The organism is Streptomyces millisiae, from assembly GCF_031845425.1.
Taxonomy (GTDB): Bacteria; Actinomycetota; Actinomycetes; order Streptomycetales; family Streptomycetaceae; genus Streptomyces; species Streptomyces millisiae.
In genome coordinates, this window is record NZ_JAVREM010000005.1 from 54,270 (window position 1) to 79,616 (window position 25,347).

Genomic DNA, 25,347 nt, shown 5'->3' on the forward strand with positions numbered 1-25,347 from the left:
GGTCCAGGACATCACCGGCATCAGCCACGTGTGGCGGAGCCATCTACGGATCCGTGATCTCTGGTCAGCGCCGCCAGGAATTCGGGATCGGAGTACACCTCAGCGGTGTGCTGCCATGCGACGAGCAGTTGGGCGACTGCCGCGCTGTTGGTGACGGAGTCGTCTGCCCGCATGGTGTCGACGAGTTCGACGGCGAACGCGTGCAGGTCGGCCTCGGGGAGGCAGCGGACTCAGGGAAAGGCGGCAAGGCGCACCACGGCCTGGCACAGCGCGTCGACCTGATCCGGTTCCATGTCGTACTCGTAGGCGATGTCCTCGATGGACTCCCCGGCTTCCCAGAGGTCGGTCACGGCCTTCACCGGCACGCGATTGGCCTCGATCACCGGTAGGCCGTGCCCGAACCTCGGATCGATGACCACGGGGACAGCCTGCGGATACTGGCGCAGTTGGAGACTGACCGGGAACTCGTCATCCGCGTTCCAGGACAGATAACGCAGGTAGTCGGCGACGACCTCGCGGAGGGGTGCCTGCCCGTCCCTGGCCCGACGCAGATCGCCGAGCCCGTGCTCGACGAAGATGTCCACCCCGTCCGTGGCGATGCGGCGCAAGACCAGGCCATAGGGGGTGTCGAACGCATCTCGCACGGCCGCGGCGGCCTCTCGAATCTCACTCATCCGTAGCCCGAGCTCGCGGAGCGACCGAAGTACGTACGCCTCGGCCACTGCGACGAACGGCACCGAAGGCTGCCCTCGGCGGACCGGTTCGACACGGTGGACGAGCGGGGCTCCGGCTGCCTTTCCCTGTAGCCAGGATCGAAGTGTCGACTGCGGGATCTGCAGGTGCGAAGCGGTCTCCGAAGGCGTGATGAGCCCCTCCGTGAACGTGTCGATCACCGCCGTCTCACCGAACGAGGGAAGTCGCCTCGCGTTCAGTCGCCGGCCAGCCACGCGCGGAGGCGGTCGCCGAACGTGACGTCGTGCGGCAGTCGCGCCAGCTCCGGGCCGGACGCGTCCACACCCTGTTGTTCGAGGATGTCGGCCAGCGCCGCCCAGTGGGCGGCCTCCGCCTGCTCCTCGGTCTGCCCGTCGAACGGGCCGTCCGGGCCGACCACCATCCGGGCCGTGTCCGCGATGTCCTCGGCTGAGGCCCACTCCCGGATGTCCGCGCCGTCGCCGGACAGGAAGGAACTCCAGCCGCGATCGTCGAGCAGCACCACGCTTCGGCCGTCCGCGAGGGCGGCCTCCAGCCGCGCCGACACCGAGAGCTGCCGCGCGTTCGTACCCGCCTGGTCCAGTTCGGCGTGCGTGACCAGCCGGGTCACGGCGGTCACAGCGCGCCCCTCCGCACGGCGGAGACGAAGGCGGCCCACCCGTCGGGGGCACATGTCAGAGCCGGCCCCTGCGGGATCTTGGAGTCCCGCACGGGTATCGCGCCGGCCGGCGCGAACGTGCGGGAGAACTCGACGCACTGTCCCCCGCCGCCGTCGCTGTGGGATGACCGGATCCATTCAGCGGCGGAGAGATTCCACGTGGCGCTCATCAGCGAAGCTCCTTCAGCAGCCGTTCGATCATGGCGAGCGATCGGTCTGGGGACAACGCGTGCGCCCTCAGCAGATCATAGTCATCGAGGGCCGACGCGACGGTCTCGGCCGAGTCGTGCATCCGGCCTCCCACCCTGGTCTCCGTGTACAGCACCGTGGGAGAGCCCGTGAAGTACAGCAACGCGAACGGCAGCACCTGGAGCTGGATGTACGGCGACGTCCCGGCCGTCAGAAGGTGGTTGAGCTGCCCGGCCAGGATCTTCGGGCTGCCGACGACCGTTCGCAGGCACGACTCGTGCAGGATGACCCACAGCAGGGGTGGCGCGGGCCGGTCGAACACCTCCCGGCGGCGCAGTCGCGCGGCGACCTTGCCGGCCACCGACTCCGCCTCCGGCGTGGGGCGTGCCACCTGGAACGTGGCCCGCGCGTAGTCCTCGGTCTGGAGTACACCCATCACGAGGTTCGACGAGTAGTCGAGTATCCGGGACGCCTTCCGCTCCAGGTCGAGGTAGGGGCTGAACCACGACGGGTGGTCCCCGTCGTCGATCCTCCGCAGCAGGTCCGCGAAGAGCGAACCGGTGCCGAACGCGGTGTCGCAGCCGGTGGTGAACCGCTCGCTCGGGCGAGGCGGCAACTTGCCGGCCTCGACCCGGCTCACGTACGCCTCGGAGTACCCCGTCGCCCGGCCCAGGTTCTTCTGCGTGAGATGCGGGCGAGGCAGACCTGCCTGACGTCGCGGCCGAACCGCTGAAGCGGGTTCAAGCGCTCAGGATCGGGCGTCTCATCCACTGCCGTGACCTCCCGTTTCACCGTTCGGGGCAGCTGACGCCGACTTGCGTACGGCCCGTCAAGCCCCGGGGCACACACCGCGTGGCCGCCCGGGTTGACGGCGGCGCCGACAGAGGCAGGTGTCGAGATGACAGATGGTGATCAGGAAACCGTTCGAGACCCCGAACCCACGGAGTGCCCCGCTGCGGAAAGTGCGCACGGTGAGCTCCGGGACAAGGTCAGACGGGTCAATGCCGAGAGCGAATCGAACCTGCTTATCAAGAGTGGGAGTCGCGGGTGACGCACCTCTTCGGTCCCGACGACTCCCCCTGCCCCTCCTGTGGCCTGTTCAGCCGCAGGTCGGAGCGGTCGGATGACGGTCACGCGCCGTACCGCTTCGTCCCGCTCAGCCCGCCGGCCAGGTGATCCAGGACTCGGGGATCTCGTCGTCGAGGCGGCGCACCTCGCCCGGTCGCGACACCCGCTGGGCCGCGAGGAGGCCGGCGACGAGGCGGGCGATCTCGATGGCGCCGAACGGGCTGAAGTGGGTGTTGTCCTGCGTGGTCCCGGTCCAGTTGAAGTACCGCTTGGTCTCCTCGGCGCCGAGCTTCTGCCAGAGGGACAGGGAGAGTTCCTGGATGTCGAGCAGCGGGACCCGTTCCCGTTCCGCCAACGCCCGCATCGCGGCCGGGTATTCGCCGTGCGTGGGCAGCGCGTTGCCCGAGGCGTCGAAGCGGCGGCGTTCCACCGAGGTGGCGAGCACCGGGTGCGCCCCGCGCTGCCGCGCGCCGTCCAGGTACTGGCGGAGGTGGTCCTGGTAGGTGGTCCAGGGCTCGGTGTACCGCGCGGGGTCCTCGATCTTCTCGTCGTTGTGGGCGAACTGGACCAGGAGCAGGTCTCCCGGCCGGATCGACGCCAGGATGGCGGTCAGCCGGCCCTCGTCGACGAAGCTCTTCGAACTCCGGCCGTTCATCGCGTGGTTGGCCACCGTCAGGCCACGGCCGAGGAAGAAGGGGAGGGCCATGCCCCAGCCCGTCTCGGGTGCGGCGGCGGCGTACTTCTGGGCGGCGGTCGAGTCGCCGGCGATGTAGAGGGTGCGTGGCACCGGGCGGTTGTCCTCTCGGGGGGCGGCGAGGGCCGTTGGGGCGGCGGCGAGGCCGAGCGGCAGGGCGGCCAGGGAAGCGATCACGGCACGGCGGGTGGTCCTGGTGGTCCTGGTGGTCCCGATCACGAGAGCCCCTCTCCCGGGCGATGGAGCAAGCGCTTGCAGGATGGCGAAGACCGGGTTGACGGTAGGAGCGACCCGGGTCCTCGTCAATGGTTCCGGCGGGCAAGGCGCCCTCGGCAGAAAGGGTTTGCGGCCGCCGGAGGAAAGCTCAGATGTAGCTCTGGACTTGGGCCGGCGGCGGGTCGGCCGACGGGCAGGGGGAAGGAAAAGGGCAGAAGTGGGGGTTTCTGGCGCAGGGGGTGCGGCGTGGGTGTCGTGATCGTCGTGTTGGTGGGGAGCGTCGTGGCGAGTCTGGTGGGGCTCGTGGCGACGAGGGCGTGGGCCAGGCGGGAGCCGCCGGTGAAGGGGAGCGGTTCGACGCGCGGCGCCTACGAGTTGGCGTTTCTGGCGGGCGGCCCCGAGGCGGTGGCCGAGGCCGTGGTGCGGGTGATGAGGGAGAAGGAGCGGGTCAGGCTCGCCGGTGACCGCCTGCGGGTGCTGCGGCCGGTGGCGGACGACGATCTGGAGCGGGAGTTCCTCGCGCACTTCGGCACCGACTGGACCGCCTCCCTGGAGGACGTCATGGTCGGTCTCGTGACCTCGGACCCCGTGTGGGCGGTGAGCGACGAACTGGCCAGGCGCGGGCTGCTGTTGGACCTGACGCGGCACGAGACGTGGCGGCTCGCGGGCCGCGTGCACGACGTGGTGTGTCTGGTGGCGGCGCTCGGGCTGTCCGGGGTGCTGCTGGTGACGGACGTGGCGTGGTTCGCCGCCGTGCCGGCGGCGTTCGCCGGCGCGGGCGCGTTGTTCGTGGTCGGCCGCTCGCTTCGCGGCGGCCGGCTGACGCGGGCGGGCCACGAGGCGCTGCTGCGGGCACGGCGGAAGAAGCAGTTCGCGAAGCTGGTCTCCTCGGCCACGCCGGAGCGCCGGCGGGGGCACCGGGTCCGGTTCGGTTCGGGGACCGGCTACGGGCACTACGCCGGCGGCGGCTGTGGCAGCTCGTTCAGCACCGGCGACAGCGGTGGCGGCGGTGGTTCGAGCTGCGGAGGCGGCGGCGGGAGTGGCGGCGGCTGCGGCGGGGGCAGCTAACGCTGTTCGATCTCGACGCCGGCCGCCAGGAGGGGTTCGAGGAGGCGGTCGAGGTCGGGCAGGGCCCGGCGCGCCACCGCGAAGTCGTGCCAGACGAGCCGGAACGGGACGCGGGCGCCGAAGCCGCCGGCCAGGCAGTCGCGGAGGGCGTCGGAGTTGCCGCCGAAGTAGCCGGCCGGGCCGTTGATCGCCTCGCCGAGGGCACAGTAGAAGGCGAGGGGGTCGGTGACGGCCCCGCCGGCCAGCTCGTAGCTGGTGCCGGGGGCCCGGTCCTCCACCCGTGGCAGGCCGGGCGTGGAGGCGCGGACACGGGCGGCCTCCAGCCAGCCGGCGCGGTGTTCCGGGCCGCCGGTGGCCCAGCCGCCGGGGGCGGGTGGGAAGGCGCGGCGCCACTCCTCCCAGACGGGGCCGGCCGCGGGGTTCGGGTAGCGGAAGAAGTAGCCGTTGAGGAGGACGTCGAACCGGCCGTCCGCGGCCGGGTGTTGGGCCAGGACGGTCGGGCCGCCGACGTGGTAGGCGCCGATCACGCGGTCGGCCTGGTCGAGGATGGCGAGTTCCGCGTTCGGGAGTTCACGGCGGCCCGTCACCTCGGGCGACACGGAGCAGCCGAGGAGTTGGAAGGGGCGCCAGCCGCCGGGCTCCTGCTCGCTCTCGCCCTCCTCGGGGGCGGGGAAGAAGCCGGCGAGCTCGCGCGCGTGGACCAGGGTCGGTCCTGCCTCCTCGTGGCGGAGAACGAAGGTCATGGGTTCAGCCTCGCATGCGGGGTCGGTCAGCGGAGCCGGTTGGGCAGCACCCCGCCGTCCGGGAACCAGGGGGCGGGGAAGAGGAACGGGCTGCTGTAGTCGTGGTTGAGGACGAAGCCGAGGCGGCCGTCGGGGCGTTCCAGGATGCGGTGGTTGGTGCCGGGCACGTCCCACTCCAACGAGCCGCGCCACTGGTCGCGTTGGCGCGGCGGCACGTGGTCCGCGCGGTGGATGGTCTGGCGGCCGGTCGCCGGGTCGATGCGCGGGGTGCCCTGGCCCAACCGGATGTTGTCGTACTCGCGGACGATGGAGCCCGGGATGTTGTGCCGGTCGGAGAGCCGCAGCGGCGGGTGGGCCGCCAGGCCCAGCGGGTCGCTCCAGGTGTGCGGGTTGTGGACGTAGCCGTAGTGGTGCGGCGCGGGGGTGAGGCCGAGCGGGTCGGGGCTGGTGTAGCGGGCGATGGCCGGGTCGTAGTGGCGGAGCAGGTTGTAGTGCCAGCCGGTCTCGTCGTCCGCGTACTGCCCGGGGAAGCGCAGCGGGGTGGCGGTGGTCGCGTCGGGGTGGGCGGAGTGGCCCCACAGGGTGCGGCGGGCCTGCCAGGCGATGGTGCCGGTCTCGTCGACGAGTTCGGTGGGGGCGCCGACGAGGTCGGTGACGATGGCGTAGAAGCGGCGGTCGATCTCGCCGCGCAGCGAGCTCTCGGTCTGGCCGACGGGGAGTTCGCCCTGGTAGTCCCAGGTGAGGGTGGCGAGCCTGCCGTGCGGGCCGCCGGTGGAGGTCTGTTCCACGAGGGTGGTGCCGGACCAGACGAAGTCGGTGCGTTCGACGACGCCGCCGTCGGCGTCGAGGCGCTCCTTGGCGATGCGGCGGCCGAGCGGGTCGTAGTGGTACCGCCAGCGGGTGCCGTCGGGGGTGGTGACGGCGGTGAGGCGGTCCTCGGCGTCCCACTCGTAGCGCCAGCTCTCCGGCTTGCGGGAGAGGCGGGTGCGCTGGCGCAGGGTGACGCGCCCGGTGGCGTCGTACTCGTAGCGGACGCCGCCGGCGCGGGTGAGGCGGGTGCCGTCGAAGGCGCGGTCGCCGACGGCGTCGGCGGCGAGGGCGTCGGGCCAGGCGGCCTCGGTCTGCTGTCCCGCCGCGTCGTAGGCGTAGTTCTCGGTCCAGCCGGGGGCGGTGACGGCGGTGACGCGGCCGGCGGGGTCGAGGTGGTAGCTGGTGGCGCCGAGGTGGCTTTCGGCGACGGCGGTGAGGTAGTGGTCGGGCCGGTAGGCGAAGGCGCGCTGCCGCAGTTGGCGGCCGGCGACGTCGAGGCGCTGTCCGGTGAGGCGGCCGGCGGGGTCCCAGGTCTGGGTGAGGGCGAACCGGTCGTCGAGGCGGCGGGTGGTCTCGCGGCCGAGCGGATCGCGGTCGAAGGTGAGGGTGCGTCCCGCGGTGGTCAACGAGACGGCGTCGCCGGCCGCGTTGTAGCTCCAACTGCTGGTGTGCCCGCTGGGGGTGGTGCGCGAGAGAACGCGGCCGAGTTCGTCGTGGGTCTGGTCGACGGTGAGGCCGTTGACGCCCTCGGAGGTGATGCGGCCGAGCCGGTCGTAGACGATGACGACCTCGGCGCCCGGGCACTCGGCGCGGGTCAGCTGGCCGAGCGGGTCGTAGGCGTAGGTGGTCGCGGTGGACTCGGCCGTCTTGGTGGTGATGCGGCCGAGGACGTCGCGTTCGTAGGCGACGGTCTGGCCGAGGGCGTTGACGCGGGCGACGAGCTGCCCGGCGGCGTCGTGCCGGTAGCTGACGGTGCGGCCGTCGTAGTCGGTCTCGGCGATCAGCCGGCCGGCGTCGTCATAGGCGTAGTCCCAGGTGAGCCCGTGGGGTCCGACGACCTGGGTGAGCCGCAGCTCGGTGTCGCGGTGGAAGGCGTAGCGGGCGCCGTCCGGGTCGACGCGGGCGCTCGGCAGGTCGAAGGCGCCGTACTCGTAGGAGGTGACGCCGCCGTTCTCGTCGGTGTGGCTGAGGCAGTTGCCCTCGCCGTCCCAGGTCCAGGTCTGGACGCCGCCGACCTGGTCGGTGTGGCGCAGCGGCTTGCCCTCGGGCGAGTAGCTGGTGGTGGCGGTGGCGCCGAGGGGATCGGTGATCCGCACGAGGCGGCCGAAGGCGTCGCGCCGGTAGTGGGTGACCTCGCCCGTCGGGTCGGTGACGGCGACGGGCAGGCCGGCGGCGTCGCAGCGGACCCGGGTGGTGCGGCCCGACTCGTCGGTGACGGTGGCCAGTCCGCCGTGGGTGTCGTGGGTGTAGCGGGTGCGGTTGCCGGCGGGGTCGAGGACGACGGTGCGGTTGCCCGCGGCGTCGTAGGCGTGGCCCCAGACGGAGCCGTCGGGTTCGGTGATCTCGGTGGGCAGGCCGAGTTCGTTGTACTCGTAGCGGGTGGCCAGGCCGTCGGGGCGGATGACGGCCACGATCCGTCCGTTGTCGTCGAGTTCGTGGGTGGTGGTGCGGCCGAGCGGGTCGGTGGTGGCGACGGCGCGGTCGTAGCGGTCCCAGTCGTGGCGGGTGGTGTGCCCTTGGGGGCACCTCCCAGCGTTAGCTGGGGGAGGGTCGGTCTGGGCGATCAGTTGGTAGCAGTCGTTGAACTGGTAGACGGTGGAGTGGCCGAGGGAGTCGACGGCGATGGTGCGGTGGGCGGCCGGCTGGTAGTGGTAGCGGTATTCGAGGGCACGGTCGGTGCCGGTGGTGAAGACGCAGCGGCCCTCGTCGTCGTACTCGTACGCGTACCAGTAGCCGTTGCGGTCCTCCCAGCGGGCGAGCCGGTGGTGCGCGTCGTAGGTGAAGGTGAGGGGCCGGCCGGAAGAGTTGGTGATCTCGGCGAGCAGTCCCGCGTCGTCGTAGCCGTAGCGGATGAGGGTGGGCTGGTCGGGGTCGTTGAGCAGGCGGAGTTCGGTGACGCGGCCGTGGTCGGTGGTGATGCCGAGGTGGTAGCCGCCGGAGTGGACGACGTCGGTCGGCGCGCCGTGCTCGTCGTAGCGGACGTCGACGCGGTTGTCGTTGCGGTCGGTGACGGCCGCCAGGGGAAGGGTGTTGCCCGGGCGGCCGGGGACGGGCGCGAAGTGCAGGGTGCGGCCGGCCTCCGGCTGGTGCACGGCGAGGGGGGTGCCGGGGCCACCGTCCCAGCTCAGCTCCCAGCGGGGGCCCTCGACCGGCAGCACGGGCGCGTCGGGCAGCGGCCTGGGGTAGAGCAGCGTCATGCCGTCGGCGGTCAGCAGCCGGGCGCCGTACTCGTCGAGAACGATGCGCTGGTCGAGGGTGGAGGCCCAGGAGGCGCCGAACCAACCGCCGTCCCGGTAGGAGGAGATGTGGTGGCGCTCGACCACGAGGGGCAGCACGCCGGGGAGTTCGACGTCGACGGCGGACATCAGCAGCTCGCCGGTGGCCATGTCCACCGGGTCGCCGCAGGCGGTGCGGCCGTTCATCGGAATGCCCTCGCCCCGGGTGCGCCGGCCGAGGCCGAGCGCGCCCTGGCGTAGTCCGCGCAGTCCGGTGGAGCCGAGGGAGCGCATGCCTCGGGCGAGGCCGCCGAGGGTGGTCAGCCCCTTCATGCCGGGGATGCAGTCGAGGGCGGCGAAGGCGACGTCCCAGAGGGAGGCGCGGCCGTTGGCGTAGTCGTAGAGGGTGTCGGCGAGGACGACGAGGGCGGCGGCGAGGACGACCCAGGCCAGCGGTCCGCCGATGATCATGACGACGATGCCGAGGACGGCGACGACGACCTTGCAGATCTCGACGATGGTGTCCCAGTTCTCGGACACCCAGTGGATCGCGTCCTCCCACCAGCGGCGGTTCTGGATACCGGCGTCGGAGGCGGCGTCGATCTCGGAGGCGCAGGTGCGGGCGGCCTCCTCCCGCATCTCCTTGGCATCCAGGGCCAGTTGGCGGGCGGCGGAGAGGGCTTCCTCGGCGGCGTCGACGCGGGACTGGGCGGAGGTGGCGGCCTCGTTGGCGGCGGTGGCATCGCGGGTGGCGGCGCGGACCTCCGCCTCGGAGGGCGGTTCGACGTTCTCGCGTTCGCCCTCGCGTTCCAGGCGTTCGGCCTCGTCACCGGCTCGGGAGACCCAGTCCTGCGCGTCGGAGAGTGCCGCTTGGGCGGTGGAGAGGTCGGCCTGGGCGGATATCGCGCGGTCCAGGGCGCGGTCGGCCATGCCCTGGGCGGTCTCCAGCTTCGGCCAGTACGTCTGGAGGGCCTGGGCGGCCATGTCGTACGACGTCTGGAGCTTCTGGAGATTGGGCGGGACGCCATCGAACTCCGAGCGGAAGGCTTCGGCCGACAGTCCCGCCCAGTCGAGCACGGCCCGGTCCTCCGCCATGCCGCGAATGCGGCCGAGCGCCTCGCCGACGTCGTCCGCGAACGTCTGGAGCGAGTCGGCGAGGGTACGCACCTCGTCCGGGTCGCCGGGCGTCGGGTCCCGGTCCATGTCGACCGGACTCCAGTCGGACGGCCGTGCCACCGCGAAAACACCCCCGGAACCGGACGAACCCCTGTCACGTACCAGGGTCGACCAGCTTGTACGGCAGTTCTGTCACAGCTCCTCGACAGCTTGGCCCCAGCGCACGCGCCGGGCCGGGGGGAGCGAGATCACGCCCGAGCGGGTACGGTGTTAGGGCGGCGTAAAGGAACCGGTCGACCGGTAACCACAGCGTCGAAGGTGTGCCGGGAAGTCTGGTCGGCGGGTGTTGTCGTCGACCCGGAAGGGCCACTCTTCGTGCTGCCGTCGTTCAAGTCGAGCGCTGAGGACACGCGCAACCGCCGCTCCATCGCCGAGTACCTGAGGCTCGAGGTGTCCGGCGGCGTCATGCTGATCATCGCCGCCACGGTCGCCCTGGTCCTCGCGAACTCTCCGGTGAGTGACGGCTACTTCTCGCTCCGTGACCACCACCTGGACCTCCCCTTCCTCGGTCTCGAGCTGTCCGTCGGTCACTGGGCCTCGGACGGGCTGCTCGCCGTGTTCTTCTTCGTCGCCGGCATCGAACTCAAGCGGGAACTGGTCGTCGGCGAGCTGCGACGACCCGCCGCCGCGCTGCTCCCCGTGGTCGCGGCGGTCGGCGGGATGGCGGTGCCGGCGCTGATCTACGTGGCCTTCGCCGCCTCCGGCGGGGGCGACGTCGGCGGCTGGGCCGTGCCGATGGCCACGGACATCGCGTTCGCGCTCGGGGTGCTGGCCGTCGTCGGGCGGAACCTGCCGTCGGCGCTGCGGACGTTCCTGCTGACGCTGGCGATCGTGGACGACCTGATAGCGATCATGGTGATCGCGATCTTCTTCACGTCGACGCTCAACCTGTGGGCGCTGGCCGGGGCGCTGGCCGGTCTCGTGGTCTTCTACCTGCTGCACCGGAGGGACGTGCACGGCTGGTACGTCTATGTGCCGCTGTCCGTGGCGATCTGGGTGCTGATGTACAACAGCGGGGTGCACGCGACCATCGCCGGGGTGGCGATGGGGATGCTGCTGCGGGTGACGGCGGACGAGTTCGAGAAGGAGTCGCCGGCGGAGCGGGTCGAGCACCTGGTCCACCCGATCTCGGCGGGCGTGTGCGTGCCGCTGTTCGCGCTGTTCGCGGCCGGGGTGCCGATCTCGGGCGGGATGCTGGCCGACATGGTGACCGAGCCGGAGCCGCTGGGCGTCGTCGCGGGGCTCTTCCTGGGGAAGACGATCGGCGTCTTCGGCGCGACGTACCTCACGGCGCGGTTCACGCGGGCGCGGCTGAACCCGGCGCTGGGCTGGGCCGACGTGGCCGGCGGCGCGATGCTGGCGGGCATCGGGTTCACGGTCTCGCTGCTGATCGCGGAGCTGGCCTTCGCCGACCAGCCGGGGCTCGAGGAGCACGTGAAGGCGGCCGTCCTCATCGGCTCGCTCGTCTCGGCGATCGTCGCCTCGACGGTGCTGACGCTGCGCGGCCGACGCCACCTGGCGGCGGCACCGCCCACCGACGCTGACTGACGGCGGCGGGTATTCCCCACCCGCCCGCCCTTCCGGCTCCGCCGGGCCGGCGCGGGGGGGTTTATCGGTTTGCCGTGGGGCGGGGCGGTCGGATAGGAAGCTCGCATGTTGAGGGGCAAGAAGGTCGGGCTCAGGGCTCGGCACGAGGACGACATCCCGATCCTGCGGGCCGAGCTCTACGACGACGTGGTCAACGGCTCGCGGGCCGAGGGGCGGCCCTGGCGGCCGATCACGCCCGGCTCGAACGACTCGCGGCTCGTGGTGGACGACACCGTGGAGAGCAACGTCCCGTTCTCCGTGGTGGAGCTGGAGGGCGACACGCTGGTCGGCACCGCGAACCTGTGGGGCATCGACAACCACAGCCGGTCGGCGCACATCGGTCTCGGGCTGCTGCCGGCCGCCCGTGGCAAGGGCTACGGCACCGACGTGGTGGCGGTGCTGTGCCACTACGGCTTCGTCGTGCGCGGCCTGCACCGGCTGCAGATCGAGACGCTGTCGGACAACGTCGGGATGCTGACCGCCGCCGAGCGCAACGGCTTCGTCCGCGAGGGCGTGCTGCGCTCCTCGGCCTGGGTACTGGGCGAGTTCCTGGACGAGGTGCTGCTCGGGCTCCTCGCCGAGGAGTGGAAGCCGGACGCGCGGGGCTAGGTGTGCTGTTCGGGGAGGTGTCAGTGGTCTGCCGCATGATGCGGGGAACGTGACGGCTCACCCGACCGGGGTTCCCCAGGCCGTCCTCGGCGAGAGGTGGGATGCCGTGCGCAGGCCGGTCGCGGGTGAGGTGCCCGTGCATGATCGAAAGATCTACGTCGAGAGCGATCCGGGCAGTGCCAGACCGGACCTCCTCAAGGCGTTCACGGGTCAGAACAGCGGGTTGTGCGGGGCCGCGGTCCCGGGTGTGCTCCTCCTGTACACCGGGCTGTACGCGGGCGACGTCGGCTTCGTCGTGGAGGTCCACGACGAGGCTCCCGCGCTGGACCCGGTCTGGGAGGACGTGGTGGAGGTGTCCTTCCGCCCCAGGTCCGAGCACACACGGTTGGCGCAGTGGAACGGCGAGGCGGCCTGGGAGCTGGGGCTCGCCCGTACCGACTACCGGGTGCGGTACTGCGCCCGGGGCATGGACGAGGCGTCGGAAGTCCCCACCCGAGTGGCCGGAGAGCCACCGGCGGACAGCTACCTCCTGCAGTTCTGGCCCGCCCCACCGCGCCCGGACGAGGTGATCCGCCACACCTCCAGGGCCGCCGGGCAGTCGCACGGCTACGCGCGCGCGACGGCACGCACGCCCGAGCGGCTTGCCGAGGCTGAGCGCCTGACTCGCCAGGTGTTCGAGCGGGCCGCCAGGGAACGGGCCGAACGAGCGGCCGAGGAGCGGCGACTGCACTACGAGAAGTGGGAGTGGGGCGGACGGCTGCCGAGCGACGCGCTGCGCGGTGCCCGTGAGAGCAACGTCCTCGGTCTGCTCCGCTTCGACAGCGACCTGGTGCACGCCCTCGATCTGGCGGGCCCCGAGGTCCAGCGCGCAGTGGCGCTGTTGGCCGCGCGGCGGGCCTGCGAGGTGGCGGGCCTGGCCGAGGGGTCGTGGGTCGCCCGGGCGCTCTCCGAGTTGGCGGAGGGACGCCCGCTGCCACCGCCGTTCGACGACGCGGCCCGGATGTGGGAGGCCCTGGGCTCCGACCCCTCCGTGCCGAAGAGGTCGGTGCTGGGCGCGATACCTCCCGAGCGGGCGCCCTACGTCCCGCCACCGGCCACGGAGCCGGGGCACGAGGTCGTCGTCGTGGCACACCCCTCCGCCACGGCGAGCGTCCCGGGACAGATCTCACAGCCGCACTTCGCCCTTCCCGCCGTGCTCGCCGCCGCCGACCCCGCCCCGCTCACGGCGGCACTCGACGCGGTGTGGCACGCGCTGAACACCTACGGCGAGCACTACCCCGAGCTGCTGCGCGAGATCCGGTCGGCGTGCGTCGAGCGGGTGGGGAGCATCGCCGCCGCGCTCCGCGTCCGTACCACCCCGCCGCGGCCGCTGGACGTCACCATGGTCGTTCCGCGACTGGCCCCGCTGGCACGCACGGCGACCCGGCTGCACCCCCGCCCCGGATCTCCGTCACCGCACGACAGCTCGGTCGGCGGGCCGCTGCTCTGGCCCGCCGACGAGCCGTGGCCGCACTGCGACGGCCCACACGAGTGGGACCGGGTGAACAGGCCCCTCTCACCGGAAGACGTACGGCGGCAGCGGACCGACCAGGTGGCAGCGGCGGGCCGCCCGTGGCCCGATGGCCCGGTCCCCCTGCTGCCCGTGGCCCAGTTGTATGTGCGTGACGTCCCGCTGCCGCGCCCGCCCGGGCAGGCCGAGGCGGATCTGCTCCAGGTGCTGTGGTGCCCCTTCGACCACCCCGCGCAGCCCGAGACCGCGCTGTTCTGGCGGTCCGCCGCCGCGGTCACCGAGGTCCTCGCCACACCTCCCGAGCCTCCCGTGGTCCAGTTCCCCGGCTACCTGCCGGAGCCGTGCCTGCTCGCGCCGGAGCAGGTCACCGAGTATCCCGACCTCCTGGAACTGGGCGAGGAGCTGCGGCGGGAGCTGGCGGACTGGAAGAGGTGGCCGGCCGCCGGCGCCCCGGTGGACAGTGGGGAACGCCACCCGTTGCTGGAGGAGTGGAACAGGTGGCGGGCCTCGGGCGCCGCTGTGGACAGCTCTGAGGTGCCCTACTCGAAGGACTTCTACACGGAGTTCTATCGGGCCAGGCTGTCCCTCGCTCCCGGCTGGAAGGTCGGTGGCTGGACCCGTTGGGGCCTCACCGATCCCGTGCCCCGGATCTGCCGGGAGTGCGGCACCGAGGCGGTCCCGCTGCTGACCATCGCCTCCGGCGAATGGGACTCCGGTACGCACGACTGGATTCCTCACGAGGACCGAGCCCGAACCGCGCCGTCCACCACCGATCCCCAACCGTGGAACCCGACCATGCTCGACCTCGCCGGAGGCTACGACCTGCAGCTGTACGTCTGCCCGACGTCCCCGGACCATCCCCACATCGAGCTGATCCAGTGAGCCGGTTCAGGGGGTGGGTGGCGGAGGGGCGAGCAGTGTGCCGTCGTCGTCCGGGTCGTAGAGGAGGACGCGGTCGGGGCGGGGGCTGGCGTGGGCGGTCGTGCCAGGGCGGGCGTCGGTGTCCTCGGGGATGACGGCCTGGACCGTGCCGGCGGGGCCCTCCAGGGTGACCAGCTGGCTGCTGCCCAGGTTCTCCACGACCGTTATCTCGCCCGAGACGGCGTCCGCCGCGGGGCCCGCGACCAGCCGGACGTACTCGGGGCGGATGCCGTAGACCACCGGCGTGCCGCCCGGCAGGAAAACCGCGGCCGCCGGTGCCGGCAGCCGCGCGTCGCCGACCTGGACGTGGCCGTCGGCCGTGACCGTGCCGGCGAGGAGGTTCATCGGGGTGGAGCCGATGAACGAGGCGACGAAGGTGTTGGCGGGGCGGCGGTACACCTCCGTCGGGGTGCCGACCTGGCGGACCCGGCCGTCGGAGAGCACCGCGATCCGGTCGGCGAGTGCCAGCGCCTCCGCCTGGTCGTGGGTGACGAAGACGGTGGTCACGGCCAGCTCGCGTTGCAGCCGCTTCAGGAAGGTGCGGGCCTCCAGGCGCATCCTGGCGTCCAGGTTGGACAGCGGCTCGTCGAAGAGGAAGACCTTGGGGTGGCAGGCCATCGCCCGCGCGAGGGCGACCCGCTGCTGCTGGCCGCCGGACAACTGCCCGGGCCGTCGGTCGAGTTGCTTGGTGAGGCCGAGCTGGCCGGCCGTCTCGGCCGCCTTGGCGCGCCGTTCGGCGGTCGGGACGCGGCGGATCCGCAGGGGGTAGGCGACGTTGTCGGTGACGGTCATGTGCGGGAAGAGCGCGTAGTCCTGGAAGACCATGGCCACGTCGCGCCGCCCCGGCGGCAGCCGGGTCACGTCGGCGCCGCCGATGGCGACCGTGCCGGCCGTGGCCTGTTCGAGTCCCGCGACGGTGCGCAGGATGGTGGTCTTGCCGCAGCCAGAGGGGCCGAGCAGGGCGAAGAACTCGCCGTCGGCGATGGTCAGTTCGAGGGAGTCGAGGGCGCGGACGCCGCCCGGGTAGTCCTTGGTGAGTCCGGTCAGTTCGATCGCCGCCATCAGCGCTTGATCCCTCCGTGGAAGCGGAACCCGTACCGGGACGAGACAAACAGGAACATCAGCACCACCGGCAGCGAGTAGAGCAGCGAGAAGGTGGAGATCAGGGCCAGGTCCGGCTGCCCGCCCTCGGTGTAGAAGGTGTACATCACCACGGCCGCCGGGGACTTCTCCGGCGAGCGCAGCAGCAGGAAGGGGACGAGGAAGTTGCCCCACACCTGGGCGACCGACCAGACGCCGATGGTGGCCAGGCCCGGCCTGATCAGTGGGACGACGAGGTGCCGGACGATCTGCAGCGGTGAGGCGCCGAAGACGCGGGCGGACTCCTCGTAGGAAGCGGGCGTGGCGTCGGTGAAGTCCTTGAGGATGAAGATCGCGCTGGGCAGCAGCCCGCCGGTGAGCACCAGGATGACGCCCAACTGCGAGTCGATGAGGTCGAGTTCGTAGGCGAGGTTGAACAGCGGCACCATGGCGGCGGTGCCGGTGACGATGGACGACAGCAGCAGCAGGGCGTACAGCAGCGCGTCGCGGCCCGGCAGCCGGACCCGGCTGAGGGCGTAGGCGGCCAGCGCGCCCAGCGTCACCACCAGGGCACCGGTGCCGGCGGCCAGCAGCACGGAGTTCCGCAGGGAGCGCAGCGCGTTCTCGTTGTCCAGCAGCTCGCGGACGTTGGACAGGGTGAACTCGGGGAGCGAGGCGGCGATCTCGGGGGTGCGGTCGAAGGGGGTGGTGGCCAGCCACAGCAGGGGCAGCGCGAAGAACGCGAGCACCAGGCTGAGCAGCGTGTAGCGGCCGACGTGGGCCAGCAGTTCGCGGGGGCTCACGCGGCACGCTCCCGCCGGCGCAGCAGCCGCACGTAGACCAGCGCGATCACCAGGTTGATGAGCAGCATCAGCACCGAGAGGGCGGCGCCGTAGCCGAGTTCGCCGTTGAACAGCGCCGTCCGGTAGATGAAGACCGGCATGATCTCCGTCTCGTCGCCCGGGCCGCCGCCGGTGAGCAGGAAGGGCGTGAAGTCGTTGAACGTCCAGAGGCTGATCAGCAGCAGGTTGGTGAGGACGTGGCCCCGGATGCGGGGCAGCACGACGTCCCGCAGCTGGTGCCAGGCGGAGGCGCCGGCAAGACGCGCGGTCTCCAGCTGGGAGGGCGGCACGGAGCCGAGCGCGGCGGCGTAGAGCATCATCGAGAAGGCGGTGCCGCGCCAGATGTTGAAGACGATGATGGCCGCCATGGGGTGCTCGACCAGCCAGGCCGTGCCGGGCGTGCCGAGGAGCGCGTTGAGGGTGCCGTCCTCGCGGTCGAGCAGCGCGATCCACAGGAACGCGACGACGGAGCCCGGCAGGATCCAGGCGAGCAGCACCAGCGCCTCGACCAACCGCCTTAGCGCGCCGCGTCGTTCGCGCAGCAGCCAGGCGATGGTGAAGCCGAGGAGGGCCTGCCCGAGGACGGCGGAGCCGAGGACGAACTGCAGGGTGAGTCCGAGCGAGTGGCTGAACTGCTCCTCGTCCAGGGCGCGTCGGACGTTGTCGAGTCCGGTGAAGGCGGGCTCGGCGGCGGCCAGGCCGGTGAGCCGGTAGTCGGTCAGGCCCAGATAGACGGTCCACAGGGCGGGGAAGACGAGGAAGCCGGCGATCAGCAGCAGGGCCGGCGCGACGAACGCGGCCGCGCGGGCCCTGCCGAGCCCGGCGGCGTCAGCCGGCACCGCCGACGACCTCCTCGAGTGCCGTGGCGTAGTCGTCGGCGGCCTCCCGGGGCGTGCGCTCGCCGGCGGCGACGGCGCCGGTGGCTCCCTGGAGCAGCACCGACACCTGGGGGTACTCGGCGAGCGGCGGCCGGAAGGAGGTCAGCGGCAGCACCTCGTCGGCGATGAAGGAGAGCATCGGGTCGTCGGCGAGCACGGTTTCGTTGACGTCCTCGCGGGCGGTGATCCGGGCGCTGTCCTCGGCGGCGGCCGTGATGGCCTCGGCGGAGTTCATGAAGGTCAGCAGCTCGTAGGCGAGTTCGGCGTGGTCGCTGGCGGGGTTGACGGCGCGCACGCTGCCGCCCGACATGCTGACGAAGTCCCGGCCCTCGACGCCCTGCCCGGGCGCGGTGGCGGGGATGAGGGCCCAGCCGACGGTCTCGTCGCGGTCGGCCATCGGGGCCGTGCCGCCGTCCGGGTTGAGCACGCTGCGCCAGAAGTAGTCGCCCTCGATGAGGATGCCGATCTCGTCGTCGGCGAACTTCTGGAAGGACCGGTCGCGGCCCTGGGCCTCCTGCTGGAGCACGGGGTCGCCCAGGCCGCCGCCGTAGACGTCCGCGTAGAGCTGGAGGGCGGCGACGAGCCCGTCGCTCGCGCCGGTCCAGCCGGCGGCGTCGTCGTGGACGGCCTCGCCGGCGCCGGCGAGCAGCGGCAGCAGGCCCTGCATGGTGGTGGCCTCGCCCATGGTGGTGCCGGCGTTGAGCTGGATCGGGGTGACGCCGTCGAGTTCGCTCAACGCCTCGGCGGCGTCCAGGAGTTCGTCCCAACTGGTGGGCTGCCAGTCGTCGGTGGGCAGCCCGGCCTCCGCGAACAGCTCCTTGTTGTAGAACAGCACCCGGCCGTCGGTGCCGAACGGGATGCCGTACAACTGGTCCTCGTAGGAGGCGAGTTGCTGGACGGCCTCGGGGATCTGCGTCCAGCCCTCCCAGTCGGTGTCCGGCAGCGGCTCCAGGTAGCCGGCCTGGGCGAACTCGCCGACCCAGATGCCGTCCAGCGTCATGATGTCGGGTCCTGAACCGGCCTGGAGGTCGAGCGCGAGCCTGGTCTTGAACTGCTCGTCGTCGACGCCGCTGGGCTCGAACTCGACGTCCACCTCGACGCCGGCGGCCCGCTGTTCCTCCTCGAAGGCGGGGATCACCCAGTCCTCGATCCAGGCCGCCTCCTCGGTGTTCTTGCCGTCGCGCACCGCGTTGGCCGAGATGGTCAGGTGGACGGCGTCCCCGTCGCCGTCCGCGTCGGACCCCCCGCAGGCGGCGAGCGTGGCGGCGAGGACCGCCGTCCCGGTGAGTACTCCGGCTCGTCTGGTCAGCGTTCCCATCACCCATCTCCTCATCGAGACGACGCGGTACGGCTCATTGATCAGTACCCGACAAACCACCCCCCGAAAAACGTGCGCGCTACCGCGCCGGCCGACCACGCTGGCGCCGTGGCGCCACCGGGCCTCCGGCCCGGCCCCGGACGAGCGCGCCGGCCGTGGCCGGCCGCCGGCCGCCGGCCGTGGCCGGCGAGGAAGCGCGGCTGTGCCGCCGGCAGGCCCGGCGCGACGAAGGCCCGACGGGCCAACCGGCCGCCGTCTGCGGTGCGACTACCGCCGCGGGCGTGCCGGACACGGCCGGCGCCGACGGATCAGATGGCCCCGGTCTGGGGAACGGCTGCCGGCGCGGCTGCGCCGCCGGCAGACCCGGCGTGACGGAGGCGACGGACCAACCGGCCGCCGCCTCTGGCGCGGCTACCGCCGCAGGCACGCCGGACGCCGGCCCGCGAAGAACCGCGGCTGCGCCGCCGGCAGGCCCGGCGCGACCGAGGCCCGACGGGCCAACCGGCCGCCACCTGCGTTGCGACTACCGCCGCGGGCAGGCTGGCTGGCGGCCGGCGAGGAGGCGCGGCTGCGCCGCGGGCGGGCCGGCCACGGCCGGCGCCGACGGATCAGATGGGCGCGGTCCGGGGCACGGCTGCCGGCGCGGCTGTGCCGCCGGCAGGCTCGGCGCGACCGAGGCCCGACGGGCCAACCGTCCGCCGCCTGCGGCGCGGCTACCGCCGCAGGCAGGCCGGACGCGGCCGAGGCCCAGTGAGCCAACCGGCCGCCGTGTGCCGCCGCCGGCGGGGCGGACCAGCCGTCCGCGGCGGTAGGCCGGGTCGCTGAGGCCCAGCGAACCAACCGGCCGGCGCGGCTGGGACGCCGGCAGGGCGGACGCGGTCTGCCGGCGTGGCCGCGCCGCCGGGAGGGCGGATGTCGATCAGGCGGATTGCTGGCGGTAGCTGGTGAGGAAGCGGCCGATGCGGCTGATGGCGGATTCCAGGACGTCGGCGTGGGGGAGGGTGAGGATGCGGAAGTGGTCGGGGCGGGGCCAGTTGAAGCCGGTGCCCTGGACCACCTGGATCTTCTCGCGGAGGAGCAGGTCGAGCACGAAACGCTCGTCGTCGACGATCGGGTGGACCTTGGGGTCGATCCTGGGGAAGGCGTAGAGCGCGCCCTTCGGCTTGACGCAGGAGACGCCGGGGATCTCGTTGAGCTTCTCCCAGGCCACGTCCCGCTGTTCGCGCAGCCGGCCGCCCGGCAGTACCAGGTCCTGGATGGACTGCCGGCCGCCGAGGGCGGCCTGGATGGCGTGCTGCGCGGGGGTGTTGGCGCACAGCCGCATGGAGGCGAGCGTGGTCAGGCCCTCCAGGTAGTTCTTCGCGTGCTGGCGCGGTCCCGAGACGACGACCCAGCCGCTGCGGAAGCCGGCCACCCGGTACGCCTTGGACAGGCCGCTGAAGGTGAGGCACAGCAGGTCGGGGGCGAGCAGGGCGGCGCTGTGGTGGACGGCGTCGTCGTAGAGGATCTTGTCGTAGATCTCGTCCGAGAACACCATCAGGTGGTGGCGGCGGGCGAGGTCGAGGATGCCCTCCAGGATCTCGCGCGGATAGACCGCGCCGGTGGGGTTGTTGGGGTTGATGATGACGACGGCCCGGGTGCGGTCGGTGATCTTGGCGGCCATGTCGGCGAGGTCCGGGTACCAGTCGGAGGACTCGTCGCACAGGTAGTGCACCGCCTTGCCGCCGGCCAGCGTCGTCACGGCCGTCCACAGCGGGAAGTCGGGGGCCGGGATGAGGATCTCGTCGCCGTCCTCGACGAGCGCCTGCACCGCCATGGACACCAGCTCGGAGACGCCGTTGCCGAGGAAGACGTCGTCCACGTCGACGTCCGTCATGCCGCGCTCCTGGTAGTGCTGGGCCACGGCCCGGCGCGCGGGGAGGATGCCCCGGGAGTCGCTGTAGCCGTGGGCCTTCGGGAGGGTCCTGATGATGTCCTGCAGGATCTCCTCGGGCGCCTCGAAGCCGAAGAGCGCCGGGTTGCCCGTGTTGAGCCGCAGCACGCTGTGGCCGGCCTCCTCCAGGGCGTTGGCGTGCTCGATCACCGGCCCGCGGATCTCGTACAGGACCTGGCTGAGCTTGCTCGACTGCCGGAACTCCATGGCGCCGGACCTCCCTGTGGCGTGTGCGTCCACTTGGTTCTACCAAGTGATGACTTGGAAAGTCCAACCAAAACTTCCTACACTGACCGCCATGCCACGCCGAAGCTACGACCAGTACTGCGCCATCGCACGGGCCCTGGACACCATCGGTGACCGCTGGACCCTGCTGATCGTGCGGGAGTTGCTGGCCGGCCCGCGCCGCTACACCGACCTGCACGCCGACCTGCCGGGCGTCAGCACCGACGTGCTGGCCTCCCGGCTCAGGGACATGGAGCGCGACGGCCTGCTCACCCGGCGCCGCCTCACCGTGGGCGGCGCCGCCAACGCCTACGAACTCACCTCGCACGGACGTGCGTTGCTGCCGGTGCTGGGCGCGCTGGCCACCTGGGGCGGCCCGGCACTCGACGAGCGCCGCCCCACCGACGCGGTGCGCGCCCACTGGTTCGCCATCCCGCTGATGGACCGGCTCCGCCCGCTCGCCGCCGAACACCGGGGCGTGGTGGAGGTGCGGCTGCCCGAGGGCGTCTTCCACCTGCTCCTCTCCGACGGCCAACTCGCCTACCGCGACGGCCCGGTCGAGTGGGCCGACGCCCGCCTCACGCTGGACGTGGACACCTGCCGGGCGCTGGCCGCCGGCACCCTGACCGCCGAGGACGCCATCGCGACCGGCCGCCTCGACCTCGCCGGCGACACCCCGCTCGCCGACGCGGTGCGCGGCCGGACGCCGGCGCCCGCCCAGGAGCCCGCCTCGGCGTAGGAGCTCCGGAGACGGCCGGAAACGTGATAAACCGGGCAGCCATGGAACGTCTGCTGATCCGCACCGCCCTGCTGATCGACACCGACCCCGAGGCCGTCGCCCTCCCGGCCCACGACCTGCTGATCGAGGACGGCCGCATCGCCGCCGTCGGCCCCGGCCTCGCGACGCCGCGCGAGGCGACGGTGATCGACGGCCGCGAGCTGATCGTGCTCCCCGGCTTCGTCGACGCCCACCGCCACGTCTGGCAGGCCGCGCTGCGCGGCGTCGCGGCCGACGACTCCGACCTCGGCGGGTACCTCACCCGCGTCCTCGGCGAGATCGCACCCCGCTACCGCCCCTCCGACGTCCACGTCGGCACCCTGGCCGGCGCGCTGGAGTGCCTGGCCTCCGGGATCACCACCGTCCAGGACTACGCGCACATCCTGTTCACCCCGGACCACGCCGAGGCCGCGATCCTCGCCCTGCGCGGCGCCGGCATCCGGGCCGTACTCGCCCTCGGCCAGCCGCCGTTCGGCGAGGGGCTGACCCCGGACCAGGTCCGCGCCGTCCACCGCGAGCACTTCGTGACGGCCCCCGACGACCTGGTCACCCTGGCGCTCGCGCCGCTGGGCCCCGCCTACTCCCCCATGGAGTCCGTCGAGGAGCACTGGGGGCTCGCCGCCGAGCTCGGCCTCCGCCTCTACACCCACATCGCCAGCGGCCCGGTCGCGGAACGCCCGATCGCCGCCCTGCGCTCGGCCGGCCTCCTCGGCCCGCACCTCACCTTCGCGCACGGCAACTCGCTCCCCGACGACGAGCTCGTTCTGATCGCCGAGGCCGGCGCGGCCGTCGTCGCCTGTCCCGTCGTCGAGGCCCGCATGGGCTTCGGCCCGCCGCTCCCCGACCGGCTGCGTGAGCACGGCGTCACCGCCGCCCTCGGCGTCGACATCGTCAGCGCCACCGCCGGCGACATGTTCTCGCTGATGCGCGCCGCCCTGGCCGGTGGCCGCCTCTCCCCCGCCGACGTCCTGCGCCAGGCCACCATCGGCGGCGCCACGGCCCTCGGCCTCGCCGACCGCGTCGGCTCCCTCGGCGTCGGCAAGCAGGCCGACCTCGTGCTGCTGCGCGCCACCGACATCAACCTGCTCGGCGGCCGCCACGACCCCGTCGCCACGGTCGTCACGGCCGCCCACCCCGGCAACGTCCACACCGTCCTGGTCGCCGGGCAGCCCGTCCCGCTCGACGTGCCCGCCGACCTCACCACGGCGCTGGCGGCCTCGGCGGCGCACGTCACCGCCGGCTAGCCGGCCGTCGCCCGCACCTCCCGACACTCCTTCTCGACCGTGCCCTGGTAGAGGCACACCCGCACCACCGGCGAACTCACCGTGCCGGCGGGCGCGTTGAAGGTGTAGCAGCGGTCGGCGAAGGCCGGGTCGTTGCCGGTGAGGAGGCGGGTGGAGCCGGAGTTCGCGGAGACGTAGGCGCGGACGCCCCAGCCGTCGGCGAGGTTGTCGCAGACCCGGAGCCGGACGCTGTTGTCGGCGTAGGCCGTGGCGTTGGCCCAGCCGGCGTTCTGCCCGGCGCCGGCCAACACCGTGCCGGTGGTGGCGAGTCGGGGCTCGTGCACCGCCACGTCGACCACCACCGGGCGGTGGTCGGAGGCCGAGGTCGTCACCGTCCTGGCCGCCGTCACGTCGAACGACGGGGTGGCGTAGACGTAGTCGATCCGCGCGTCGTCCCCGTTGCCGGGCAACGTCACCGTTCCGGCACCCGTGTTGGGGTTGAGCTGCGTCCAGGCGTCGAGCCAGCCGGGGGCGGCGAACCAGGGCCGGATCTCGTTGTCGGGGCGGGCGTTGAGGTCGCCGGTGAGCAGCATCGGCGTGCGCATCGTGGCGGACGAGGAGACCCGGTCGACGACCTCACGCGCCTGCCGGTTGCGTCGTTCGGTCGCCTCCGCGCCGACGCCCGAGGACAGGTGCGTCGTGTAGACCCGCACATCCGTGCCGCCGACGTCGATCCGCACCCCGCCGAGGCTGCGCCGCACGGCGGTCGTGTCCGCCGGGTACTGCGGCAGCAGCGCGGTCAGCCGCTCCAGGATCGGGTACCGGCTGAGGATCAGGTTCCCGGCCGAGCCGCCGAACGCGTTGTCGTCGCTGCGCGCGAAGTGCGCCTGGTAGCCGGGGAACGCGTCGAGCAGCGTCTGCCACTGGTTCTCGCCACCGATCGCGCGGTTGTCGTGCAGTTCCTGCAACGTGACGACGTCCGGGTTCTGTTGCCGGATCACCGACACGATCCGGCTGAAGTCCGTGACGCCGTCCGTGCCTTGGCCGCCCTGCACGTTCCAGTTCAGCACCCGTAACGACACCGGGGCGGCCGCGGCCTGACCCGAGCCGGTCGTGACCACGCCCAGCACGGCGAGCAGGGCCGCCGCCAACGCACCCACGAGTCCACGCCTTCGACGCACGATCGCCTCCACTCGCCGATTGTCATGTCGGCGACAGGATGCGCTACGCGGGTAGCGCGGTCAAGACCACGAGGACGGCACCGTTCCGACGGCTACCCGCCGAACGTGACCATCCACCGCTACGCGGCGCCGGGCGAGGCCGCCTGACGGGCGAGGGCGCGACGAGCGAGGACTGCGCCGGTGAGGCAGGCCAGCGACGCGGTGATCAGGCCGAAGAACACGGGGTTGACCCAGGTGGGGACGATCTCGACGCCACCGCACACGGTGCTCAGGGGGATCAAGCTCTCGGAGTCGGGAGGGACGTCGCGGTCGGCCTTGAGCTCGCACACCCCCATGTGCAGGAAGCCGCTCGCCTAGGTCCACTGAGCGTAGAGGAGGAAGAGGACCGCGCCGCTGACGGTGATGCCGGCGAGGTGGGTGAACGGCTTGGGGCTGGCGAGGCGCGGGCGGCCGCCCTCCCGCAGGCGGCGGACGGTGTGGGCGACGAGGCCGAAGGTGGACATGAGCAGGACCGTGGGCACCGCGTAGACCGCGAAGGCTGCGAAGACTAAGAGGATCTCCATGCCGCATGGTGCGCGCTACGCACGCCCCCTCGCCAGCAGCGCCGCGTGCGGCAGCAGCAACTCGCCGTCCGGGGTGGTGAACTCGGCGCTCAGCGCCTCGAAGCGGGACCTGATCTCACCGACGACCGGCGCCGGTTGACGGGCGATCAGCTGGCCGATGGTGGCGACGCCGGCGGCCGGTCCGGCCCACCACTCCTCGATCGTCGTGCGGTGGTCCCAGCGCAGCGTCTCGCCGGAGGCCCGCGTGAGGCCGGCCCCGGTCAGCAGCGCCGCGAGGCCCTGCTCGGTGCGCGGGAAGTCGTCCTCGGCCGCCAGCGCCGGCAGGTCGGGTGGCCGGGTGACGCCGGCGGCCTCGACGGCGCGGCCGAGCAGGGTCTGTCCCGGGGCGGCCGGGGTGGCCCAGACGGTGACGGCCAGATGCCCGCCGGGGCGGGTGACGCGATGGAGTTCGGCGAGGGCGGCGCGCGGCCGGCCCACGTGGTTGACGACGAAGTTGCCGACGACGGCGTCGAACTCGCCGTCCGCGAAGGGGAGGTTCGGCAGCGTGGCGAGCCGCACGTCGGCGCCCGGCGCGGCGCGGGCGGCCGACTCCACCATGCTGGGCTCGGCGTCCACCGCCGTCACCCGGGCGCCGCGGGCGATGGCGGCCGCGGCGACGGTCCCGGTTCCGGTGCCGACGTCGAGCAGCCGGGTGCCGCGGCCGACCTCGGCGGCGTCCAGGAGCCGCGGCACCGGGTGGGCGCAGAGCCGCGCGAAGCCGGCCGCGTAGGCGGCGGCCCGCCCCGCCCAGGCGCGCCGCTCGGACTGGTCGAACGCGGTCGTCGTCATCCTGCCAGCGTAGGCGGAGGCCGGGCCCGACCGAATCGGGCACGGATTGTCGGGTCCGGCCCCGCGCGCTGCTCCTAGCGTGGCGGTCAGGGAAAGGAAGGAG

22 protein-coding genes are annotated in these 25,347 nt (G+C 72.6%); 6 read left to right on the forward strand and 16 right to left on the reverse strand.

Annotation, left to right across the window (positions count from 1 at the left end):
* Positions 1–230 precede the first annotated feature (230 nt).
* The 5 genes from RNC47_RS07735 to RNC47_RS07755 all read right to left on the reverse strand — a co-directional run bounded on the left by RNC47_RS07735 (position 231) and on the right by RNC47_RS07755 (position 3,539).
* Complete coding sequence (locus RNC47_RS07735; protein ID WP_311596757.1) at positions 231–893, reverse strand: DUF433 domain-containing protein; 663 nt, start codon at positions 891–893, stop codon at positions 231–233.
* 35 nt (positions 894–928) lie between these two features.
* On the reverse strand, positions 929–1,330 hold the full coding sequence (locus RNC47_RS07740) for a hypothetical protein (RefSeq protein WP_311596758.1): 402 nt from the start codon (positions 1,328–1,330) through the stop codon (positions 929–931).
* Positions 1,327–1,539 (reverse strand): DUF397 domain-containing protein, encoded by a 213-nt coding sequence (locus RNC47_RS07745; protein WP_311596760.1) that lies wholly within the window; start codon positions 1,537–1,539, stop codon positions 1,327–1,329. The genes RNC47_RS07740 and RNC47_RS07745 overlap by 4 nt, the downstream gene beginning before the upstream one ends.
* Positions 1,539–2,198 carry a DUF5753 domain-containing protein gene (locus RNC47_RS07750; RefSeq protein WP_311596762.1) on the reverse strand — a complete coding sequence of 220 codons (660 nt, stop codon included), beginning with the start codon at positions 2,196–2,198 and terminating at the stop codon, positions 1,539–1,541. Before RNC47_RS07750 ends, RNC47_RS07745 begins: the two co-directional genes overlap by 1 nt.
* A 516-nt stretch (positions 2,199–2,714) precedes the next feature.
* A complete protein-coding gene (locus tag RNC47_RS07755; protein WP_394814732.1) occupies positions 2,715–3,539 on the reverse strand; it encodes a rhamnogalacturonan acetylesterase in 825 nt (274 codons plus the stop codon).
* Between the two features lie 243 nt (positions 3,540–3,782).
* On the opposite strand from RNC47_RS07755, the gene RNC47_RS07760 reads away from it, so the two are divergent.
* Positions 3,783–4,604 (forward strand): TIGR04222 domain-containing membrane protein, encoded by an 822-nt coding sequence (locus RNC47_RS07760; RefSeq protein WP_311596763.1) that lies wholly within the window; start codon positions 3,783–3,785, stop codon positions 4,602–4,604.
* Here the strand turns inward: RNC47_RS07760 and RNC47_RS07765 are convergent.
* Both RNC47_RS07765 and RNC47_RS07770 read right to left on the reverse strand, forming a co-directional pair.
* The gene (locus tag RNC47_RS07765) at positions 4,601–5,347 is read right to left on the reverse strand and encodes a barstar family protein (protein WP_311596765.1); all 747 of its coding nucleotides are present in this window, start codon (positions 5,345–5,347) and stop codon (positions 4,601–4,603) included. The genes RNC47_RS07760 and RNC47_RS07765 overlap by 4 nt on opposite strands.
* A gap of 26 nt (positions 5,348–5,373) precedes the next feature.
* Positions 5,374–9,828 (reverse strand): DUF6531 domain-containing protein, encoded by a 4,455-nt coding sequence (locus RNC47_RS07770; protein ID WP_311596766.1) that lies wholly within the window; start codon positions 9,826–9,828, stop codon positions 5,374–5,376.
* A gap of 258 nt (positions 9,829–10,086) precedes the next feature.
* Between RNC47_RS07770 and nhaA the strand changes: the two genes are divergently transcribed.
* The 3 genes from nhaA (at position 10,087) to RNC47_RS07785 (ending at position 14,356) form a co-directional block, all read left to right on the forward strand.
* On the forward strand, positions 10,087–11,316 hold the full coding sequence (gene nhaA, locus RNC47_RS07775) for a Na+/H+ antiporter NhaA (RefSeq protein WP_311596975.1): 1,230 nt from the start codon (positions 10,087–10,089) through the stop codon (positions 11,314–11,316).
* 105 nt (positions 11,317–11,421) lie between these two features.
* A complete protein-coding gene (locus RNC47_RS07780; RefSeq protein WP_311596768.1) occupies positions 11,422–11,964 on the forward strand; it encodes a GNAT family N-acetyltransferase in 543 nt (180 codons plus the stop codon).
* 1,381 nt (positions 11,965–13,345) lie between these two features.
* Positions 13,346–14,356: a hypothetical protein gene (locus RNC47_RS07785; RefSeq protein WP_311596976.1), complete on the forward strand. Its 1,011-nt coding sequence runs from the start codon at positions 13,346–13,348 to the stop codon at positions 14,354–14,356.
* Between the two features lie 6 nt (positions 14,357–14,362).
* On the opposite strand, the gene RNC47_RS07790 is transcribed toward RNC47_RS07785, so the two are convergent.
* The 5 genes from RNC47_RS07790 to RNC47_RS07810 form a co-directional block, all read right to left on the reverse strand.
* Positions 14,363–15,457, reverse strand: coding sequence for an ABC transporter ATP-binding protein (locus RNC47_RS07790; RefSeq protein WP_311596770.1), 1,095 nt, complete (start codon positions 15,455–15,457; stop codon positions 14,363–14,365).
* Positions 15,457–16,278 carry a carbohydrate ABC transporter permease gene (locus RNC47_RS07795; protein ID WP_311596772.1) on the reverse strand — a complete coding sequence of 274 codons (822 nt, stop codon included), beginning with the start codon at positions 16,276–16,278 and terminating at the stop codon, positions 15,457–15,459. The genes RNC47_RS07790 and RNC47_RS07795 overlap by 1 nt, the downstream gene beginning before the upstream one ends.
* Positions 16,275–17,156 (reverse strand): carbohydrate ABC transporter permease, encoded by an 882-nt coding sequence (locus RNC47_RS07800; protein WP_311596773.1) that lies wholly within the window; start codon positions 17,154–17,156, stop codon positions 16,275–16,277. Before RNC47_RS07800 ends, RNC47_RS07795 begins: the two co-directional genes overlap by 4 nt.
* Positions 17,146–18,513, reverse strand: a complete 1,368-nt coding sequence (locus tag RNC47_RS07805) for an extracellular solute-binding protein (RefSeq protein ID WP_311596774.1) — start codon at positions 18,511–18,513, stop codon at positions 17,146–17,148. The genes RNC47_RS07800 and RNC47_RS07805 overlap by 11 nt, the downstream gene beginning before the upstream one ends.
* Positions 18,514–19,432: 919 nt before the next feature.
* The gene (locus RNC47_RS07810) at positions 19,433–20,653 is read right to left on the reverse strand and encodes a pyridoxal phosphate-dependent aminotransferase (protein WP_311596776.1); all 1,221 of its coding nucleotides are present in this window, start codon (positions 20,651–20,653) and stop codon (positions 19,433–19,435) included.
* 91 nt (positions 20,654–20,744) lie between these two features.
* Here RNC47_RS07810 and RNC47_RS07815 point away from each other — a divergent pair, with 91 nt between their 5' ends.
* Both RNC47_RS07815 and RNC47_RS07820 read left to right on the forward strand, forming a co-directional pair.
* On the forward strand, positions 20,745–21,410 hold the full coding sequence (locus RNC47_RS07815) for a winged helix-turn-helix transcriptional regulator (protein WP_311596778.1): 666 nt from the start codon (positions 20,745–20,747) through the stop codon (positions 21,408–21,410).
* A 41-nt stretch (positions 21,411–21,451) separates the two neighbouring features.
* A complete protein-coding gene (locus RNC47_RS07820) occupies positions 21,452–22,693 on the forward strand; it encodes an amidohydrolase family protein (RefSeq protein WP_311596780.1) in 1,242 nt (413 codons plus the stop codon).
* On the opposite strand, the gene RNC47_RS07825 is transcribed toward RNC47_RS07820, so the two are convergent.
* The 4 genes from RNC47_RS07825 to RNC47_RS07840 form a co-directional block, all read right to left on the reverse strand.
* The gene (locus RNC47_RS07825; protein WP_311596782.1) at positions 22,690–23,853 is read right to left on the reverse strand and encodes an endonuclease/exonuclease/phosphatase family protein; all 1,164 of its coding nucleotides are present in this window, start codon (positions 23,851–23,853) and stop codon (positions 22,690–22,692) included. The two genes, RNC47_RS07820 and RNC47_RS07825, sit on opposite strands and share 4 nt — an antisense overlap.
* Positions 23,854–23,972: 119 nt before the next feature.
* Positions 23,973–24,134, reverse strand: a complete 162-nt coding sequence (locus tag RNC47_RS07830; protein WP_311596784.1) for a hypothetical protein — start codon at positions 24,132–24,134, stop codon at positions 23,973–23,975.
* A gap of 72 nt (positions 24,135–24,206) precedes the next feature.
* Entirely contained in the window at positions 24,207–24,416 is a 210-nt protein-coding gene (locus tag RNC47_RS07835) for a hypothetical protein (RefSeq protein WP_311596785.1), read from the reverse strand.
* Positions 24,417–24,431: 15 nt separating this feature from the next.
* Complete coding sequence (locus RNC47_RS07840; RefSeq protein WP_311596788.1) at positions 24,432–25,244, reverse strand: class I SAM-dependent methyltransferase; 813 nt, start codon at positions 25,242–25,244, stop codon at positions 24,432–24,434.
* Between the last annotated feature and the right edge of the window lie 103 nt (positions 25,245–25,347).